General features: G+C 43.3%; 12 protein-coding genes. 9 read left to right on the top strand and 3 right to left on the bottom strand.

What is annotated here, in order from left to right; genetic code table 11:
• Positions 1–10: 10 nt before the first annotated feature.
• The 3 genes from feoB to PSF31_RS08980 form a co-directional block, all read right to left on the bottom strand.
• Positions 11–2329 carry a Fe(2+) transporter permease subunit FeoB gene (gene feoB / locus PSF31_RS08990; protein ID WP_096863538.1) on the bottom strand — a complete coding sequence of 773 codons (2319 nt, stop codon included), beginning with the start codon at positions 2327–2329 and terminating at the stop codon, positions 11–13.
• Between the two features lie 29 nt (positions 2330–2358).
• Positions 2359–2589, bottom strand: a complete 231-nt coding sequence (gene feoA, locus PSF31_RS08985; RefSeq protein ID WP_004262866.1) for a ferrous iron transporter A — start codon at positions 2587–2589, stop codon at positions 2359–2361.
• Between the two features lie 339 nt (positions 2590–2928).
• Entirely contained in the window at positions 2929–5259 is a 2331-nt protein-coding gene (locus PSF31_RS08980) for a Tex family protein (protein ID WP_004262863.1), read from the bottom strand.
• 168 nt (positions 5260–5427) lie between these two features.
• Between PSF31_RS08980 and greB the strand changes: the two genes are divergently transcribed.
• The 9 genes from greB (at position 5428) to PSF31_RS08935 (ending at position 14708) form a co-directional block, all read left to right on the top strand.
• Positions 5428–5913: a transcription elongation factor GreB gene (greB, locus tag PSF31_RS08975; RefSeq protein WP_004262861.1), complete on the top strand. Its 486-nt coding sequence runs from the start codon at positions 5428–5430 to the stop codon at positions 5911–5913.
• A 116-nt stretch (positions 5914–6029) separates the two neighbouring features.
• Positions 6030–6749: an osmolarity response regulator transcription factor OmpR gene (ompR, locus tag PSF31_RS08970; RefSeq protein WP_004266122.1), complete on the top strand. Its 720-nt coding sequence runs from the start codon at positions 6030–6032 to the stop codon at positions 6747–6749.
• Positions 6746–8077: a two-component system sensor histidine kinase EnvZ gene (gene envZ, locus PSF31_RS08965; protein WP_036958604.1), complete on the top strand. Its 1332-nt coding sequence runs from the start codon at positions 6746–6748 to the stop codon at positions 8075–8077. The genes ompR and envZ overlap by 4 nt, the downstream gene beginning before the upstream one ends.
• Before the next feature lie 610 nt (positions 8078–8687).
• The gene (gene pstS / locus PSF31_RS08960) at positions 8688–9731 is read left to right on the top strand and encodes a phosphate ABC transporter substrate-binding protein PstS (protein WP_004262850.1); all 1044 of its coding nucleotides are present in this window, start codon (positions 8688–8690) and stop codon (positions 9729–9731) included.
• A 130-nt stretch (positions 9732–9861) separates the two neighbouring features.
• Positions 9862–10818 carry a phosphate ABC transporter permease PstC gene (pstC, locus tag PSF31_RS08955; RefSeq protein WP_004262847.1) on the top strand — a complete coding sequence of 319 codons (957 nt, stop codon included), beginning with the start codon at positions 9862–9864 and terminating at the stop codon, positions 10816–10818.
• Between the two features lies 1 nt (position 10819).
• Positions 10820–11701, top strand: a complete 882-nt coding sequence (gene pstA / locus PSF31_RS08950; protein ID WP_036958603.1) for a phosphate ABC transporter permease PstA — start codon at positions 10820–10822, stop codon at positions 11699–11701.
• A 38-nt stretch (positions 11702–11739) separates the two neighbouring features.
• Positions 11740–12516, top strand: a complete 777-nt coding sequence (pstB, locus tag PSF31_RS08945) for a phosphate ABC transporter ATP-binding protein PstB (protein WP_004262838.1) — start codon at positions 11740–11742, stop codon at positions 12514–12516.
• 13 nt (positions 12517–12529) lie between these two features.
• The gene (gene phoU / locus PSF31_RS08940; RefSeq protein WP_036958602.1) at positions 12530–13243 is read left to right on the top strand and encodes a phosphate signaling complex protein PhoU; all 714 of its coding nucleotides are present in this window, start codon (positions 12530–12532) and stop codon (positions 13241–13243) included.
• Positions 13244–13868: 625 nt separating this feature from the next.
• On the top strand, positions 13869–14708 hold the full coding sequence (locus tag PSF31_RS08935; RefSeq protein ID WP_094960826.1) for an ABC transporter substrate-binding protein: 840 nt from the start codon (positions 13869–13871) through the stop codon (positions 14706–14708).
• Positions 14709–14727: the final 19 nt, after the last annotated feature.

Raw genomic sequence — 14727 nt, 5'->3', positions numbered from 1 at the left:
GTTTCATTCCTTAGTGGCAAGCATCTCTTGAACAGCCAGAGCATTGCTCTGCGGTTTTGCTCTTGATATTCAAGGTTACGCGGCTACGCATGCGACGTAAGAATATAAACAAGGCAAGGTTGAACAGGATAACCGCAGTAATGGTAATCAAGCTACTTTGTGGGTGTTCGCTGAAAGTCGCTGTTTGGTAAAATAGAGCTGCAAGACTATAAGCCACATTTAAACCCCACAGAATGGAGAAACTCATCCAGCTTTTATTGGTTTCACGTGCGATAGCCCCCATCACCGAGACGCAAGGCACATACAGCAAGACGAAGATGAGGTAGCTGTAAGCTGCAATTCCTGAACCAAATTTTGCTGCCATGGTTCCCATTGAGCCGGATTCCATCTCTCCATCGCCTTTACTAGCTTCGATAGGGTTTGATAGCGCGCTTAAGGTAAAGGTTTCTTTTAAGCTATCCCAAGTTTCAGAAACCGCATCTCCCAGTTCTTCCCATAAATTGAAAGATTCTGCATCAAACGGCTCAGATGTAATGGCTTCAGCGGTATACAGGGTGTTTAGTGTTCCCACTACCACCTCTTTGGCCATTGCCCCGGTAATCAACCCAACGGTCGCTTGCCAGTTATCAGCATGCACGCCAATAGGTTGTAAAGCAGGGGTTATGACTTTACTGACAGAAGCCAGTGCGGAGTCATTAATATTATCAACAGGCTTACCAGAGAAAGAAAAGCTATTTAATGCACCAATAAAGATACTGGCAACGATAATGACTTTACCTGCACGTACCACGAAGCCTTTGAGGCGTTGCCATGTTTGAATCAGTAGTGTTTTGATGTGTGGCACATGGTAAACCGGAAGTTCCATGATAAATGGAGAGGCTTCGCCACGCATGAGGGTATGTTTTAGTAGTAACCCAGTTAAGATAGCGACAACAATCCCTAAAATATAGAGAGAAAAGACCACACTTGCCCCATTTTTGCCAAAGAAAGCGGCAGCAAAAACGGCGAAAATGGCCAGTCTTGCCCCACAAGACATAAACGGAGCCATTAATACAGTAATTAGTCTTTCACGGGGTGCGTCTAACGTGCGGGCACCCATAATGGATGGTACGTTACAACCAAAACCGACAATCAAAGGTACGAAGGATTTACCCGGTAAACCTAGTGCTTGCATGAGGCGGTCCATTACGAAAGCCGCTCGCGCCATATAACCCGAGTCTTCCAGTATTGAAAGGAACAGGTACATCATCCCGATTTGTGGCACTAACGGTAAAACCGTGTTAATACCGCCACCAACACCTTGAGCAAGGAAAATAGTTAGCCAATCAGGGAAGCTGAAATAATCACCTAGCCATTGAATTCCATGGATAAATATTGCTTCTGATGCACCTTCAAAGAAGGGTTGTAAGGCACCGCCAATGTTGATGGCTAAGACGAACATCAAATACATCACAAACAAGAAAATTGGTACGCCGAGCCAACGGCTCAGAATAAATTTATCCAGTGATTGTGTTAGTCGATTTGGTTCAGCGGCACTATTGTTAATCGCAGCATTGCAAATTGTGGCAATAGATTGATAACGTGCGTCGGCAATGAGTAGTTCAGGTTCTTCGTTTAAGCTTTCTTTCAGTGTTTGGCGTATCGCCAGCAATTGCCCTTCAGATATTTCCGCGCGTTGGCGGCTATAAATATCCCCTTCGAGGATCTGCAATGCTAGCCAGCGGCGTTGCTGGTGGCTAAATTGTTGTGCTGAAATTTGTTCAGATAATGAATCTACAGCTTGCAATAACTCAGCTGGATATTCCACAAGGGCTTGCTGGCTATTTTGTGGATGTGTATCAATGGCTTTTTTCAGTTTATCGATACCAGTTGCTCGAGTTGAAACTATTGGGATCACAGGGCAGCCGAGCTGTTTTTCTAATTCAGCGATATTAATATCAATATGTTGGCTTTGAGCGATATCCAACATATTTAAGGCGACAATACATGGAACGCCTAACTCGACTAATTGTAATGTCAGATAAAGGTTACGCTCTAAATTAGACGCATCGACAACATTAATGAGCATGTCTGCCTCACCACTTAAAATAAAGTAGCAGGCGATTTGTTCGTCGAGAGAGGTTTGTTCGGAAATCGTGGTCAGAGAATAGGTGCCAGGTAGGTCAACGAGCTCGATTTTATGGTCATCTGTATGGAAGCGACCGACTTTTCGTTCAACAGTGACCCCAGCCCAGTTACCGACACGCTGTCTTGACCCTGTGAGCTGGTTGAATAAGGTCGTTTTGCCTGCATTGGGGTTACCAATTAAGCCGATGGTTAAACGTTTCATAGTGTTTGCCAATAATAAAAAAGAAATACTTAAGCGGTGGTCGCTTCATCTAGGTTGAGTAGGGCGAGATCCTTTTTGCGTAGCACTAAGCTGACACGATGAGTTTCTATTTGTACAGGATCGCCAAAAGGCGCTAAACGCACCACTTTAAAGACAGAACCCGGAAGTAAACCGAGCGAGAGCAGTTTTTGTCGGTATGCAGGACTGATTTCTGGGGAGAAACCAAGTATTTTGTAGCTGCATTGAGGAAGTATTGCCATAGTGTCTTCCTAATCATTTAATTCATAATGATATCGATGACAATTGTTAATGATTACAATTGCTCAGGTAACGAGACCACCAAACAACAATAAATCTAATTAACAATGAGAATCATAATCATCCACCTTTTATTATATTTAGCCTCTTTTTTCGTCAATTTGACTTGATATGGATCAACGAAGCATTGAGTTTGCGGTGTTTCGTTAGCAAAAATAATGGTGGGGTAAACGGGGGAGAGGGTTTAATTATGCCTAATATATTGGCTGGGGTAATTAATTACAGCATTATTTATTGAAATAGGCACCACAACAGGTACATTGCGATGCCTATTAACAGAGTTAACGTTTCTTGCCAAATGCAGCAGCAAGGGCATCACTCATGGCACTATTACCTGAAGATGCGTTGTTTTGGCGTGAACTTCCTCTTGATTGAGGTGTTTTACGCGTATTTTTTTCCTGTTCAGGGGCGGCACGGCGAGGAGAACTATTAGAATCCCCCGCTTGCTCATCTAAACGCATCGTTAAAGCGATACGTTTACGTGCAATATCAACATCTAACACTTTTACTTTAACAATGTCGCCCGCTTTTACCACCTTATGTGGGTCTTCGACATAACTATTTGAAAGTGAAGAAATATGAACTAAACCGTCTTGGTGAACACCAATATCCACAAAAGCACCGAAGTTGGTCACATTAGTGACTGCGCCTTCTAATATCATGCCAGAAGTCAGGTCATTCATCGTTTCTACACCTTCTGCGAAGGTGGCAGTTTTAAACTCAGGACGTGGGTCTCGACCCGGTTTTTCCAGTTCTTTAATGATATCAGTGACAGTTGGAACCCCGAATTGCTCAGTAGTAAAGTCACGTGGGCTCAAGGCATTAAGCACCTGTGAGTTACCCATAATTTCTTTGAGCGGCTGGCGGACAGACTCAAGAATTTTTTCAACAATCGGGTAAGCTTCAGGGTGAACAGTAGATGCATCTAACGGGTTTTCACCATTGGTGATACGTAAGAAGCCCGCACATTGTTCAAAGGCTTTTGGCCCAAGGCGTGCAACTTTGAGTAACTGTTTTCTATCACTAAACTGGCCATTCTGGTCGCGCCAGTCCACCACGTTTTGCGCAATCATTTTGCTTAAACCGGCAACGCGAGTCAGTAAGGCAACAGAAGCGGTATTCAAATCAACACCAACGGAGTTTACACAGTCCTCGACGACCGCATCGAGTTTACGCGCTAACTGGGTTTGGCTAACATCATGCTGATATTGGCCAACCCCAATGGATTTAGGGTCAATTTTCACTAATTCAGCAAGTGGGTCCTGTAGGCGACGCGCAATAGATACGGCACCACGTAAAGACACATCTAAGCTTGGAAATTCTAAAGCCGCAAGTTCAGAAGCGGAATAAACAGAAGCGCCAGCTTCGCTGACAATAACTTTTTGTGCAGTGACTTCAGGGTACTGTTTTTGTACTTCAGCAAAGAAACGTTCCGTTTCACGAGAAGCGGTGCCGTTACCAATCGCCACTAATTCGACGTTATGTTTTTGGCAAAGTGCCGCAACGATGGTTGCCGCTTTTGCAGCTTGTCCGGTGTGCGGATAAATCGTATCCGTCGCAATTAATTTACCTGTCGCATCCACAACTGCGACTTTCACCCCAGTACGTAAACCTGGATCTAAGCCCATGGTGGCACGCATTCCCGCTGGCGCCGCCATCAGTAAGTCACTAAGGTTACGAGCAAACACGTTAATAGCTTCCTCTTCAGCTTTTTCGCGCAGTGAGCTCATGACCTCTGTTTCTAAGTGCAGTAATACTTTGACACGCCATGTCCAGCTGATCACGGCTTTACGCCATTGGTCAGCCGGAGCATTATTTAAACGAATATCTAAATGGCGGGTGATAATTTCTTCGCAGTAACTTTCTTTTGGCGGTTCATCGAACTGCGGATCACAGTTTAATGAAAGTTGTAAAATTCCTTCGTTACGACCACGGAACATCGCAAGCGCTCGGTGAGAAGGGACTTGAGCAACAGGCTCGTGATGTTCAAAATAGTCACTAAATTTTACCCCTTCTTCTTGCTTACCTTCTGCAACAACAGAAACAAGGTGGGCATTTTTCCAAATATAGTCACGAACTTTCGCTAAAAGTGCCGCATCTTCGGCGAAACGCTCCATAAGGATATAACGAGCACCATCTAAGGCGGCTTTGACATCAGCAACACCTTTATCTGCATCGATATACGTTTTTGCAAGTTCGTCAGGTGATTGGCTAGGGTCATTCCATAAGGTGTCCGCTAAAGGCTCAAGCCCTGCTTCGATAGCAATTTGCCCACGGGTGCGACGTTTCGGTTTATAAGGAAGATACAGGTCTTCAAGTTCGGTTTTATTAAGCGTAGTGTCGATAGCGGAGGCAAGCTCTGGAGTCAATTTACCTTGCTCTTCTATCGATTTGAGAATGGTTTGTTTACGGTCATTTAATTCGCGCAAGTACCCTAAACGGCTTTCTAGCTGGCGAAGCTGAGTATCGTCCAACCCACCGGTAACCTCTTTACGGTAACGTGCAATAAACGGGACAGTATTCCCTTCATCTAATAGTGTGATGGCAGAAAAAACCTGTTTCGGCTGGGCTTGCAGTTCCGCTGCAATAATTTGGCTTAGAGTTTCATTCATGTCGAGTTTAAATACCTACTGAAAGAACAGTTAAAAAATTTACTGCACTGTTATACTTGGTGGTAACGAGAATTTCCAGACTGAATTTGAGCCTATTGGTAGGAAAGTCTCAGATTATGTTCTATAAAATACTATAATTATGGTTTCACTGATTAATATTCAAAGGTTATGACTAAAAGTCTTTTAATTACACGTGAAGGTTGGGATGCATTAGATAAAGAGCTGAAATACCTGTGGAAGGAAGAACGTCCTCGGGTTACTCAATCTGTTTCAGAGGCCGCAGCTCAAGGGGATCGCTCAGAAAATGCAGAATATATTTACGGCAAAAAAAGGTTGCGTGAAATTGATCGACGCATCCGTTTCTTATCCAAAAGATTGGATCAATTAAGGATTATCGAGCCTGATCCTCGCCAAGAAGGCCGTGTGTTTTTTGGAGCATGGGTTAAACTAGAAGATGAAAATGAAAATATCAGAATATTCCGTATCGTCGGTGCTGATGAATTCAACCCTACAAAACAATGGATTTCAATTGATTCTCCCGTAGCACGAGCCTTGATAGGTAAACAGGTTGATGATGAAATAACAGTAAATACGCCAGGAGGGCAGGTGACTTATTTTGTGTTAGAAATAAGCTACCAGCCACTAACCACCTGAAGTGTAAAATGATTCATTAAATCCTACGTTAGTGGTAAATTAGTGAGCATTAATATTGTTTTACTTACATTCATTAAAAAAATAATTTGAAAGATGCACATCTTGAGGGCTACAAAATGCAGGAAAGTTATAAGGTTCTTGTCGTCGATGATGATATGCGTTTACGTGCACTGCTGGAACGTTACCTCACTGAGCAGGGTTTTCAGGTAAGGAGTGCCGCGAACGCAGAACAGATGGACAGAATCCTGACAAGAGAATCTATTCATCTGATCGTCTTAGATCTAATGCTACCGGGTGAAGATGGCTTATCAATTTGCCGTCGCTTACGTAGTCAAAATAACCCAATTCCTATTATTATGGTAACAGCGAAAGGCGAAGAAGTTGATCGCATCGTTGGCTTAGAAATCGGTGCGGACGACTATATTCCAAAACCTTTTAATCCACGGGAATTGCTAGCTCGTATTCGTGCGGTTTTACGTCGCCAAGCTAATGAATTACCGGGTGCGCCATCTCAAGATGATGCGATAATTACTTTTGGTAAATTTAAATTAAATCTTGGGACACGAGAAATGTTCCAAGGTGATGAGAATATGCCATTAACCAGCGGTGAATTCGCGGTGTTAAAAGTGTTGGTTTCTTACCCAAGGGAACCGTTATCTCGTGACAAGTTAATGAGCTTAGCGCGAGGTCGTGAATACAGTGCGATGGAACGTTCAATCGATGTTCAAATTTCACGTTTACGCCGCATGGTTGAAGAAGACCCAGCACACCCTCGTTATATCCAGACGGTTTGGGGCTTGGGCTATGTGTTTGTTCCTGATGGAAGTAAAGCATGAAGCGACTGAGGTTCTCAAGGCGTAGTACATTTTCTCGCTCGTTATTTTTATTTGTAGCCTTACTGTTTGCGAGTCTCGTAACCAGTTATATGGTCGTGTTGAATTTTGTTGTAATGCCTAGCTTACAGCAATTCAACAAGGTACTGGCATACGAAGTAAGAACATTAATGACAGAGAAAATGGTTCTACAAGATGGAACCTCAGTGCGGGTATCTCCCGCGTTGCGTAAGAAAATCTACAATGAATTAGGAATTACCTTTTATGCACATTCAGCGGCGATGGAAGAAGGGCTGAATTGGGCAAAAGAGTATGATTTTCTAAGCGAACACATGTCGGAATATATTGGTGGTAAGGCGAGTGTTCACCTTGAATTAGGCCGAGAATATCCCATTCTATGGCTAACGTCTTATCTCGCACCTGATATTTGGGTGCGAGTTCCACTGACTGAAATCGGCCAAAATCAGTTCTCCCTTGTTTTTCGCTATACATTAACAATTTTTCTCACCATTTTTGCAGGGGTATGGTTGTATATACGCTACCAGAACAAGCCGTTGCTTGAATTGGAATACCACGCAGGTGAAGTCGGCAAAGGGGTAATTTTACCCCCAATGCAGGAAAAAGGCGCCACTGAGGTTAGAGCTGCTATTCGTTCTTTTAACCACATGGCTGCAGGGATTAAAACCTTAGAAAATGACCGAACTGTCTTAATGGCAGGGGTAAGTCATGACCTAAGAACTCCCTTAACCCGTATTCGTTTAGCGACAGAAATGATGAGCCCAGAAGATAGCTATCTGGCTGAATCTATTAATAAAGATATTGAAGAGTGTGATGCGATCATCGGCCAATTCATGTCTTATCTGAAAACAGGTCAAGAAATGGATATGGAATTCTGTGACCTTAACGCTATTTTAATGGAAGCGGTGAACTCAGAAAGTAATGTCATCGGTGAAATTGAAACCGCACTTGAGCCTGGCTCAATGATTGTTAATGGTAACCCATTAGCAATTAAACGCGCGATTACCAATATGATTGTTAACGCTTACCGCTATGGTAATGGCTGGATCAAAGTCAGTAGTGGAAAAACGGAAGACTCCGTTTGGTTCCAAGTCGAAGATGACGGTGCAGGTATCAAAGAAGAAGACATTCATCGCCTGTTCCAGCCATTTGTACAGGGTGAAAAAGCTCGTAGCAACAAAGGCACAGGGCTAGGGCTAGCGATTATTCGCCGAATTGTCGATGCTCATGAAGGGAGCATTGAGATCCATAAGAGTGAGCGTGGTGGGTTTGCGATTAGGGCTTTGCTGCCTCTTAAAGAGAAAGAAGACTAAATACTCTTCACACTTTGCGCTGCAGCGTTGTTGGCTGCGTTCGGCTACTCGGGTCACATACTTGTGTATGCTCTCCGAGATATCCTCACTTGCCGCCTAGCTGCAACGCAAATTGTTTTGAGTATTATTTGTATCAAGTAGGAAAAGAGGCTATCTTTTTTGGCGCCTACCTACAACTTGAACTATTTAGAGCTATCCTTTTACTCTTCACACTTTGCGCTGCAGCGTTGTTGGCTGCGTTCGGCTACTCGGGTCACATACTTGTGTATGCTCCCCGAGATATCCTCACTTGCCGCCTAGCTGCAACACAAATTGTTTTGAGTATTATTTTATGGTTGCAGGATAAAAATATTTTTCGCTTTTATGACAGTCTGTCATTTTTCTTTTTGACGTCAGCTTTGAAATAATAGTTTTTTAACTATTTGAATTTTATAATATAAAATCTAATTCATCTTCGTTTTTGTTTCCTCGCTAGTGAAAAAATCAGCAATTGTCATAAAACTGTCATAAAAACGACATGTTGTCGTAACTAAATTGTCCTATTTTTCCTACCGTGACATACACCCAACAATTTCATACTTGATTGTTTCTATACATCCCCGGAGGGATTATGAAAATGACGCGTACCACCTTAGCAAGCGTAATGGCAGCAACTTTATCTCTGACTGCAATGTCTTCTTTTGCTGCTACCAGCCTGACCGGAGCTGGCGCGACCTTTCCTGCTCCTGTTTATGCGAAGTGGGCAGACTCTTATCAGAAAGAAACAGGTAATAAAGTAAACTATCAGGGGATTGGTTCTTCTGGTGGTGTCAAACAAATCAATGCAAAAACAGTTGATTTCGGTGCATCTGATGCCCCATTAACTGATGAAAAATTAAAAGAAGATGGCTTGTTCCAGTTCCCAACTGTTATCGGTGGTGTGGTACTGGCTGTTAATGTAAAAGGAATTGAGTCAGGGCAGCTGACTTTAGATGGCAACACATTAGGTGACATCTATTTAGGTAAAATTACCAAATGGAATGACCCAGCAATCGCTAAATTGAACCCAAATGTTAGTTTGCCAGACCAAGCTATCGCAGTTGTTAGACGTTCTGACGGTTCTGGTACCACGTTCGTATTCACCAGCTACCTTGCTAAAGTCAGTGCAAGCTGGAAATCAGACGTTGGCGCGGGTTCTACCGTTAACTGGCCGAAAAATAGCGTAGGTGGTAAAGGTAATGATGGCGTTGCAGCTTTCGTACAGCGTCTACCAGGTTCTATCGGTTATGTTGAATATGCATACGCAAAACAGAACAACCTTGCGTATACTAAATTAATCTCTGCTGATGGCGAGGCGGTTTCACCAACGGGTGAAAGTTTCAGTGCCGCAGCGAAGAAAGTTGACTGGTCTAAATCTTTTGCACAAGATTTAACAAACCGTGATGGCGCGAATGCATGGCCGATTACTTCAACCACATTTATCTTAGTTCACAAGCAGCAAGCGAATGCGGAAAAAGGCAAAGCGGTTCTTGACTTCTTCAACTGGGCTTATGATAAAGGTGGTAAACAAGCTGAGGCATTAGATTACGCAATTTTACCTCAAGAAGTCGTGACCGCAGTACGTGCAGCATGGAAAACAGAAGTTAAAGATAGCCAAGGTAAAGCATTATTCTAGGTGAACTTAGGTTTTCTAAGTGCACTTAGGGTTGGAAATGGCGGGTAAGTGCTGAGGAACAGGGCTTACCCGCTCATCGTTGTAACGCAATCCTGTAGAAAAGAGCAGGAATGAAATGAGAACAAAGCGCATGGCCGAGAAAACAACGGCATTTAGAGCTCCCAGCAAATCAGGTGATGTGATTTTTAGTGCACTGGTAAAGATTGCCGCGCTCATCACTTTGTTAATGCTCGGAGGCATTATTATTTCCCTTATTTTTGCATCTTGGCCAAGTATGCAAAAGTTTGGGTTTTCGTTTTTGTGGACCAAAGAATGGGATGCACCGGCTGAAGAATTTGGTGCTCTTGTGCCTATTTACGGCACTATCGTTACATCGTTAATTGCTCTGATTATCGCCGTTCCCGTTAGTTTTGGTATAGCACTGTTCCTAACAGAACTGGCACCCAATTGGTTAAAACGTCCTCTTGGTATCGCGATTGAACTTCTTGCTGCTATCCCAAGTATCGTTTATGGGATGTGGGGGTTATTTGTCTTTGCTCCTCTGTTTGCAGAATATTTCCAAGAGCCAGTTGGTAATGTGATGTCGAGTGTGCCGATTGTCGGTGAATTATTTTCAGGGCCTGCATTCGGGATCGGTATTTTAGCAGCGGGGATAATCCTCGCGATTATGATTATTCCTTACATTGCGTCAGTGATGCGCGATGTATTTGAACAAACGCCTGTGATGATGAAAGAGTCAGCTTACGGCATTGGCTGTACGACATGGGAAGTGATTTGGAATATCGTACTGCCGTATACCCGCAATGGGGTAATCGGTGGGGTAATGTTAGGCCTTGGCCGTGCACTGGGTGAAACCATGGCGGTGACGTTCGTGATTGGTAATACTTACCAACTTGATAGCGCATCACTGTTTATGCCAGGTAACAGTATCACCTCGGCACTGGCAAATGAGTTTGCGGAAGCAGAGAGCGGTTTACATACCTCGGCCTTGATGGAACTTGGACTTATCCTGTTTGTTATCACTTTTATTGTGTTAGCAATTTCCAAGTTGATGGTCATGCGTCTTGCGAAGAATGAGGGCCGTTAATATGTCGATATCTCAACCTATCGCAGTGAATGAAAAAGAACGAGCACGCCGTCAAGCGTGGCGTCGTCAAGTTAACAGAATGGCTCTATTTGTCTCAATGTTAACCATGGCTTTCGGCTTGTTCTGGTTAGTGTGGATTTTGTTTTCTACAGTCACTAAAGGGATTGATGGCATGTCCCTCAATCTGTTTACTGAAATGACTCCACCACCGAATACTGAAGGTGGCGGGCTGGCAAATGCCATCGTAGGTAGTGGTTTATTAATCTTATGGGCGACAGTTATTGGTACGCCTTTAGGGATTTTAGCGGGAATTTATTTAGCAGAATATGGCCGTAAGTCATGGCTAGCTTCAGTCACCCGCTTTATTAATGACATTTTATTATCAGCTCCGTCTATCGTTGTAGGGTTGTTTGTGTACACCATTGTGGTTGCTCAAATGCAGCACTTCTCGGGTTGGGCTGGGGTTGTGGCGCTTGCATTGCTGCAAATTCCAATTGTTATCCGAACCACTGAAAACATGTTGAAATTAGTTCCGGATAGCTTACGTGAAGCCGCTTATGCACTTGGCACACCAAAATGGAAAATGATTTTATCTATTACGCTAAAAGCATCTGTGTCAGGGATTATCACTGGGATCTTGCTTGCAATTGCGCGTATTGCTGGGGAAACCGCACCGCTTCTGTTTACTTCTCTGTCAAATCAGTTCTGGAGTACAGATATGAGCGAACCAATTGCTAACTTACCGGTGACAATCTTCAAATTTGCAATGAGCCCATTCTCCGAATGGCAAGAGCTTGCATGGGCAGGGGTTCTGTTAATTACCCTATGTGTCCTGCTCATTAACATCATTGCACGTGTTGTGTTCGCACAGAAAAAACACTAAGCGCCAGATAAATAAAGATTTAGAGAGAAAAGCAAACCATGATTAATGCAAACGATATTGCAAATAGTAAAATTAAAGTACGTGACCTCAACTTCTATTATGGCAAGTTTCACGCACTGAAAAATATCTCTTTAGACATTGAAAAAAATAAAGTAACTGCGTTTATCGGCCCATCAGGCTGTGGTAAATCGACGTTATTACGTACCTTCAATAAAATGTATGAATTGTATGGCGAGCAGCGCGCAGAAGGTGAAATTTTACTGGATGGTCAAAATATCCTGACAGATAAACAAGATATTGCGTTATTGCGTGCGAAAGTCGGAATGGTTTTCCAAAAACCAACACCATTCCCGATGTCAATCTACGATAATATTGCATTTGGTGTGCGTTTATTTGAAAAATTATCCCGCGTGGAAATGGATGAACGTGTGCAGTGGGCGTTAACAAAGGCTGCATTATGGAATGAAACCAAAGATAAGCTACACCAAAGTGGTTATAGCTTGTCGGGTGGGCAGCAACAGCGTCTCTGTATTGCTCGTGGTATTGCTATTCGCCCAGAAGTTTTATTGTTGGATGAGCCCTGTTCTGCTCTTGACCCAATTTCAACCGGTCGAATTGAAGAACTGATTAGTGAATTAAAGTCAGAATACACCGTGGTAATTGTTACCCACAATATGCAACAAGCAGCACGCTGTTCTGACTATACGGCTTTCATGTATTTAGGGGAGTTAGTTGAGTTTAATCATACTGACAAAATGTTTACTACCCCAGAAATGAAGCAAACTGAAGATTATATTACTGGCCGCTACGGTTGATATGGAGCCGACGATGGATACGCTGAATCACAACAAACATATATCGGGGCAGTTCAATGCTGAACTGGAACATATCCATACTGAATTGATGACGATGGGGGGGCTGGTCGAAGAACAGCTTACCAAAGCCATTACGGCCATGCATAATCAGGATGAAGCCTTAGCGCGTGAAGTTATCGAAAATGACCATAAAGTCAATATGATGGAAGTGGCCATTGATGAAGAATGCGTTAAGATCATCGCGAAACGCCAACCAACGGCGAGTGATTTGCGCCTGATTATGGCAATTTCAAAAACCATTGCTGAGCTGGAAAGAATCGGCGATGTTGCAGACAAAATTTGCCAAACTGCATTGGAAAAATTCTCTCATCAACATCAGCCTCTGTTAGTGAGCTTAGAATCATTAGGCCGCCATACAGTGCAAATGCTACATGACGTATTAGATGCATTCGCACGAATGGATCTCGAAGAAGCCATTCGTATTTACCGTGAAGATGAGAAAGTTGACCAAGAGTATGAGGGCATCGTACGCCAATTGATGACCTATATGATGGAAGACCCTCGGACGATCCCAAGTGTATTAACGGCATTGTTCTGCGCACGTTCAATTGAGCGCATCGGTGACCGCTGCCAAAATATCTGTGAGTTTATTTTCTACTATGTGAAGGGGCAAGATTTCCGTCATGTGGGTGGGGATAGTCTTGAAAAGATGCTAACGAACAAATAAATGCTCGTCATATTTCGTACTGTGGCGGTGTTGGCTACACTCGGCTACTCGGGTCACATACTTGTGTATGCTCCCCGAGATATCCTTGCTTGCCGCCTAGCCACAATACGAACTATTTAGAGCATTGATGTATTGAATGTTTGTCATACTTCAAGCGGTGGCGGTGTTGGCTTCGCTCGGCTACTTGGGTCACATACTGGTGTATGCTCCCCGAGATATTCTCGCTTGCCGCCTTGCCACAACACGAACTATTTAGAGCATTGATGTATTGAATGTTTGTCATACTTCAAGCGGTGGCGGTGTTGGCTTCGCTCGGCGATTCGGGGCACATACTGATGTATGCTCCCCGAAATATCCTAGCTTGGTGCCTAGCCGCAACACGAACATGGGGTTACTTCAAATTGTGGTGGTACTGCATCACAAACTACCGACTTTCTTCTTGCTCAATAAGAGTCTATTGATGGTTTAACCATGTTGGGGCCTTTGTACAAAGTTTGCCCCTTTTTTGTGTGGTTTTATATTCTATTTTGTTATAAATATATTATTTAATATTATTTCAAGTGCTAAGCAATAGTTGATAGCTTGTGGTGGTCGATTTACAAAAATTTACCGTCAGGGGTGTTCAATGAAAGCTCGTATTCTAACGACTGTTTTACTTACAGGTTTAGCGCTGACAGCGAATGTCGCTAGCGCAGATAAATTAGATGATATCAAACAAGCGGGAGTGATCCGCATTTCAGTATTTGATAGTAACCCACCATTTGGTTTTATTGACCCACAAACTAAAAAATTAGCGGGTTATGATGTTGATATTGCGCAAGAAATTGCAGATGGCCTAGGGGTAAAACTTGAGCTTCGTCCAACTAATCCAGCAAATCGCATTCCACTTCTAACTTCAGGTAAAGTTGACTTGATTGGTGCTAACTTCACCATTACAGATGAACGCGCAAAACAAGTTGATTTCTCAATCCCTGATTTTGCGACAGGCCAAAAATTTATTGCCCGTAAAGGCGTATTAAAAACACCCGAAGACATCAAACCACTGCGTATTGGCGCAGACAAAGGTACTGTGCAGGAAGTGACTCTGCGTGAGCGTTTCCCTGAGACTAAAGTGATTTCTTATGACGATACCCCACAAGCTTTCGCTGCACTGCGTAATGGTAACGTGCAAGCTATCACACAAGATGATGCAAAACTGGTGGGCTTATTAGGCAATTTACCTGAAAAAGTGAAAGCAGATTTTGAGATTTCCCCATTTAGCCTGACGAAAGAATACCAAGCATTGGCAGCAAGCAAAGGTGAAACGCGTTTGGTTGAAAACGTCAACGAAACACTGTTGAAACTGGAGAAAGACGGTAAAGCCGAGGTGATCTATAACCGTTGGTTTGGGCCAGATACCAAAGCCGCACAGCCACGCGGAGACTTTAAATTCGCACCACTGAGTGAGCAACAGCCACAGTCTTAATGGGGAACGGTAAGTACTC

The sequence above is a fragment of the Providencia sp. PROV156 genome, from assembly GCF_028480905.1.
Lineage (GTDB): Bacteria > Pseudomonadota > Gammaproteobacteria > Enterobacterales > Enterobacteriaceae > Providencia > Providencia hangzhouensis.
The sequence above is the reverse complement of the archived record's forward strand: the minus strand, read 5'-3'. Positions and strand labels throughout refer to the sequence as shown.

What these genes read in the sequence shown, in the direction of transcription:
- envZ (WP_036958604.1), top strand. Translation starts at nt 6,746, where the DNA reads ATGAAGCGACTGAGGTTCTCAAGGCGTAGTACATTTTCTCGCTCGTTA.
- pstC (WP_004262847.1), top strand. Translation starts at nt 9,862, where the DNA reads ATGGCCGAGAAAACAACGGCATTTAGAGCTCCCAGCAAATCAGGTGAT.
- phoU (WP_036958602.1), top strand. Translation starts at nt 12,530, where the DNA reads ATGGATACGCTGAATCACAACAAACATATATCGGGGCAGTTCAATGCT.
- pstB (WP_004262838.1), top strand. Translation starts at nt 11,740, where the DNA reads ATGATTAATGCAAACGATATTGCAAATAGTAAAATTAAAGTACGTGAC.
- pstA (WP_036958603.1), top strand. Translation starts at nt 10,820, where the DNA reads ATGTCGATATCTCAACCTATCGCAGTGAATGAAAAAGAACGAGCACGC.
- ompR (WP_004266122.1), top strand. Translation starts at nt 6,030, where the DNA reads ATGCAGGAAAGTTATAAGGTTCTTGTCGTCGATGATGATATGCGTTTA.
- PSF31_RS08980 (WP_004262863.1), bottom strand. Translation starts at nt 5,259, where the DNA reads ATGAATGAAACTCTAAGCCAAATTATTGCAGCGGAACTGCAAGCCCAG.
- feoA (WP_004262866.1), bottom strand. Translation starts at nt 2,589, where the DNA reads ATGGCAATACTTCCTCAATGCAGCTACAAAATACTTGGTTTCTCCCCA.
- pstS (WP_004262850.1), top strand. Translation starts at nt 8,688, where the DNA reads ATGAAAATGACGCGTACCACCTTAGCAAGCGTAATGGCAGCAACTTTA.
- feoB (WP_096863538.1), bottom strand. Translation starts at nt 2,329, where the DNA reads ATGAAACGTTTAACCATCGGCTTAATTGGTAACCCCAATGCAGGCAAA.
- PSF31_RS08935 (WP_094960826.1), top strand. Translation starts at nt 13,869, where the DNA reads ATGAAAGCTCGTATTCTAACGACTGTTTTACTTACAGGTTTAGCGCTG.
- greB (WP_004262861.1), top strand. Translation starts at nt 5,428, where the DNA reads ATGACTAAAAGTCTTTTAATTACACGTGAAGGTTGGGATGCATTAGAT.